The 4,265-nt window shown below is 64.5% G+C and carries 5 protein-coding genes; 2 read left to right on the forward strand and 3 right to left on the reverse strand.

Translation table 11 applies throughout. The features are described from left to right. Both RUW20_RS19625 and RUW20_RS19630 read right to left on the reverse strand, forming a co-directional pair. Positions 1-329 (reverse strand): hypothetical protein (locus RUW20_RS19625; protein WP_313953908.1); only part of this gene is annotated, 329 nt, incomplete at its 3' end. Between the two features lie 24 nt (positions 330-353). Next, on the reverse strand, positions 354-2,018 hold the full coding sequence (locus tag RUW20_RS19630) for a sulfate permease (RefSeq protein WP_313953909.1): 1,665 nt from the start codon (positions 2,016-2,018) through the stop codon (positions 354-356). A 313-nt stretch (positions 2,019-2,331) separates the two neighbouring features. Here RUW20_RS19630 and RUW20_RS19635 point away from each other — a divergent pair, with 313 nt between their 5' ends. Then, positions 2,332-2,568: a DUF3820 family protein gene (locus tag RUW20_RS19635; RefSeq protein WP_313953910.1), complete on the forward strand. Its 237-nt coding sequence runs from the start codon at positions 2,332-2,334 to the stop codon at positions 2,566-2,568. A 52-nt stretch (positions 2,569-2,620) separates the two neighbouring features. Here RUW20_RS19635 and RUW20_RS19640 read toward each other — a convergent pair whose 3' ends face one another. Then, positions 2,621-3,202 carry a DJ-1/PfpI family protein gene (locus RUW20_RS19640; protein WP_313953911.1) on the reverse strand — a complete coding sequence of 194 codons (582 nt, stop codon included), beginning with the start codon at positions 3,200-3,202 and terminating at the stop codon, positions 2,621-2,623. A gap of 404 nt (positions 3,203-3,606) precedes the next feature. On the opposite strand from RUW20_RS19640, the gene RUW20_RS19645 reads away from it, so the two are divergent. Continuing rightward, the coding region (locus tag RUW20_RS19645; RefSeq protein WP_313953912.1) for an aconitase family protein at positions 3,607-4,265 on the forward strand (659 nt) is incomplete at its 3' end.

A 4,265-nucleotide genomic window follows, 5' to 3' on the forward strand; every position in this document is an offset into this window, starting at 1 on the left:
ATGTGGAGCAACTTGAGCCGGTGGTCGAACTGTTGGCGGAGTAGGCGGCACGCATCTCGAGAGCGGGCGCCGGGAATTTGGACCGTTGGATAACTGATGGGTTTTCCCCAAAGCACGACCGCGAAAGCGGCCTCGGCCCGGCGCAAAAGCATGACGAAAAAGGTCATGGCCGAACCACTCAGCGACACCTGGACCGCACTCTGGTTGTCTTCGAGCAGGTGGCAGAACTGAGGATGGTGCTCTCGTCCGGGATCGCATTTTTGAAACGGTCGATGTCTGTGAGGTTCACATGCGGTGCCATGATGGTTGGGTTCCGGGGAACTGCGCATGGTTTGTCTCGCCCGTGTGCCACCTCAACGCGTGTGTCGGTCCTCTTCGCTCAAACAACGGAAAGCGTCCACCGTGCTGAGAAACACTTGCCCGCTGAGTTTCCCGCGGATCAGGGCGCTGTGCTGCAGGCGGTCCATGACCGGTCCCTTCACTTCGGCGAGATGGAGCTTGATCTGCTCGTCCTGGAGGCTGTGGTTGATCTCGTTCAGTGCATAGAGGCCGGTGGTATCGATCAGGCTGACCGCTGACATCACCAGCAGCACATGGCGTGTGGGCAGCCCGTCGGCACTTCGCGCCTTCAGCAGGTGATCGAGGTGGTTGACGACGGCATCGACGTTGCCGAAAAAAAGGTCGGCATCGATGCGCAGCATCAGCACGCCGGGCAGGGTTTCCACCTGGTGTCGTTGGACATTGCGGAAGTGTTCGCTGCCTGGGATGCGGCCGATGACGGCGATGTGCGGTCGGCTGGAGCGCCAGATGAAGGTGGCCAGCGACAGCACGACGCCGAGAATCACGCCTTCCTCGACGCCAAGCACCAGCACGCCAGCGGCGGTGGCAAGCAGGGCGCCGGCATCGCTACGGTCGTAGCGCCAGGCGTCCTTCAAGGTGGTGAAATCGATCATCCCGATTACCGCCAGGATGATCGTCGCCGCCAGCGCCGGCAGCGGCAACCAGGAGATCCAGGCCGTTGGCACGGACAGCGCGAGCACGATCAGCCCGGCCGAAATCAAGCTGGCCAGGGGCGTGTTGGCCCCGGCCGAGTAATTGACTGCCGAACGTGAAATGCTGCCGGTGACGGCAAAGCCTCCCGAGACGGCGCTGGCCAGGTTGGCAGCGCCCAGCCCCAGCAGCTCCTGGTTGGTGACGATACGTTCGCCGCGCCGGTGCGCCAGCGACTGCGCCGCCGCCTGGCTCGACAGGAAGATCATGAAGGCAATCAGCAGGGCGGGCAGCAGCAAGGGCTGCCAGTGCTCGGCCGACGCCGCCAGGGTGATTGCGGGGATGCCGGAAGGAATCTCCCCGACGACCTTGACCCCCGCCTGCGCCAGCCCGAGCAGTGCAACCGCCACCGTTGCCACGACCAGCACCACCACCGGCGCCAGTCTGGACAGGGTTTCCGCCGCTCTCCCTGAAAGCCCCAAGGCGTTCAGCCCGCGTACCAGATAGTGTTTCGCCAGCCACAGGCCGAGCAGCGAAGCCAGTCCGATGATCGCGCTGGGCGGATGGATGGCCGTCACCGGCCCGCCGAGGAGCGGTTCGATCTGGCCGCGGGTAATCAGCAGGGCGGCGCCGGTAGTGAAACCGCTCATCACCGGTCGGCTGAGAAAGCTGGCGACGAAGCCGAGGCGGAAAACACCGCTCAGGAAAAGCATCACGCCGGCGAGCAGCGCCATCTGGCCGGCCAGGACGACACTCAGGGCCGAGCCCGGAGGCGCCAACGGCGCCAGCGATGTGCCGATCATCAGCGAGGTGATCGCCATCGGCCCCACCGATTGCACCATGCTGCTGCCGAATACCGCGTAGGCGACGGCCGGCAGGATGCTGGCGTACAGGCCGGTCACCGGCGGCAGGCCGGCGACCATGGCATAGGCCATGCCCTGCGGAATCAGCATCATGGCGACGATGATGCCGGCGCCGATATCGCCGGCCAGCAATTCGCGTCGGTAGTGCTTGAGCCAGAGCAGCATCGTTCCCGTTTCTCCCAGTGGTCAGCGGCTCGCAGTGGGGCGCCGCGAACATGGTACCGGTTGTCCTGCTGCCGTCACATAGCGGCGCGATGCCGGCCACGCTTTCTCTGCGCCGGGCCGCCCGTGGCCCGCTCTGGCCAAGGCCGCGCAGCGGCGCCCAGAGCGCCAGGGCCGATGATCATCGCGCTGGCGTTGCGCGCCCATAACTCTGGCAGGGCAGGGCCGTCTTGGGTATGCTGGCCGGCACGCGCGCCGCGCCAGGCCGAGGCCTGCGAGCGACGAAACGAGGCCAGGACGGAATAAGGGTGAACCGATGAACACCGACGATCTGCAGCTTCTGGTCACCCACACCATGCCCTACGGCAAATACAAGGGCCGTCTCATCGCCGATCTGCCGGGAAACTACCTGAACTGGTTCGCACGGGAGGGCTTTCCTCGGGGCAAGTTGGGCCAGTTGCTGGCGCTGATGCACGAACTCGACCATAACGGTCTGTCTTCGCTGCTGACGCCCCTGCGGCCGCCATCAGGCGCCGGGGCAGGGAAGTCATGACGGCATCCGGTGCACCACGCAGGTCCTCCTTTGGCTTGGCCAGAATCCGCGCTCAGGGCGCGATGCGCGTGCCCAAAACCTCCAGGAACTTTGCCAGCCAGTTCGGGTGAGCGGGCCAGGCGGGGGCGGTGACCAGATTGCCGTCCACGTGCGCCTGGTCGACCTCGATGTCCGCATACTCCGCGTGCGCCGCCCGCACTTCCGGTGCGCATGCCGGATAGGCGCTACACGAGCGTCCAGAAAGTACGCCTGCCGCGGCCAGCAGTTGGGCGCCGTGGCAGATCGCGGCGATTGGCTTGTCGGCGCTCGCAAAGTGCTGGACGAGGGCGATCACCGCCGGGTTGAGCCGCAGGTATTCGGGTGCACGGCCGCCGGGGATGACCAGCGCGTCGTAGTCTTCGCCGCGCACGCTATCGAAATCGGCATTCAGCGTGAAAAGATGACCCTGCTTCTCGCTGTAGGTCTGATCGCCTTCGAAGTCGTGTATTGCGGTGCGTACCTGCTCGCCGCCTTTTTTGCCGGGGCATACGGCGTGCACGGTATGGCCGACCATCTGCAAGGCCTGGAAGGGCACCATCGTTTCGTAGTCTTCGGTGAAATCGCCGGTAAGCATCAGGATCTTCTTGGCTGCCATGTAGTTCTCCTTGGGTTGGGTGTGGTGTGAGCAGGGGCGACGCCCCTTATCGGGACAGCGCATCCGCCGAAGCGAACGGTAGCTTGCCGCTGGTGGTCTGCCGACCCGTCGCCAGTCAGACCTTGATTCAGCCCAATTCTATACGAGTGGGGTCGGGTGCGCTGACGCGCCGGTCGAGCGATGGGCGCCGGGCGATCGCGGGTTGCTCCGGCAGTTGACCGGCGGTTTCGCCTCGCCCCCTGCCGGCAGAGTCGGTCTATTATTAGGCATGTCGGCGATTGCCTTTCGTTCGACAGCGCGGCAAGCTACGTCGCGTCAGGCGTTTGGGCATCGGAGGAACGAGCGCCGGTGCCAGATGTCTCCTCAATTGTTGCGCGCAGCGCCAATCTGTCCGGAGGTCTTCCATGCCGCACTCGCCGTTCAATACACTGTCCCGTTTCGATCCTCCCGGTCAGCCCGAGGCGCTGTTCTATTCATTACCAGCGCTGGCGGCAGCCGAGATCGGCAATATCGCGCGTTTGCCGGTATCGCTACGGATCGTTCTCGAAGCGCTTCTGCGGCACTGCGATGGTCATCGAGTAGCCGAACGGCATATTCTCGAATTGGCTCAGTGGCAGCCACGGGCACCGCGCAGCGAGGAAATTCCGTTCGTCGTCGCGCGTGTCGTGCTGCAGGATTTCACCGGCGTGCCCTTGCTCTGCGATCTTGCGGCGATGCGACACGCGGCGCAGGCGCGCGGGCGCGACCCGGCTAGTATCGAGCCGCTGGTGCCGGTGGATCTGGTCGTCGACCATTCGGTACAGGTGGACAACTACGGCACGCCGCAGGCGCTGCAGCAGAACATGCGCAAAGAGTTCGAGCGCAACAACGAGCGTTACCAGTTCATGAAATGGGGCATGCAGGCTTTCGATACCTTCCGGGTCGTGCCGCCCGGCGTCGGTATTGTCCACCAGGTCAATCTCGAACACCTTTTCCGCGGTGTGCGCCAGCAGGAGACGCCCGGTGGACGCGTGTGTTTTCCCGACACCCTGGTCGGCACCGACTCGCATACGACGATGATCAA

It is taken from the genome of Accumulibacter sp. (assembly GCF_032229525.1).
Classification (GTDB): Bacteria; Pseudomonadota; Gammaproteobacteria; order Burkholderiales; family Rhodocyclaceae; genus Accumulibacter.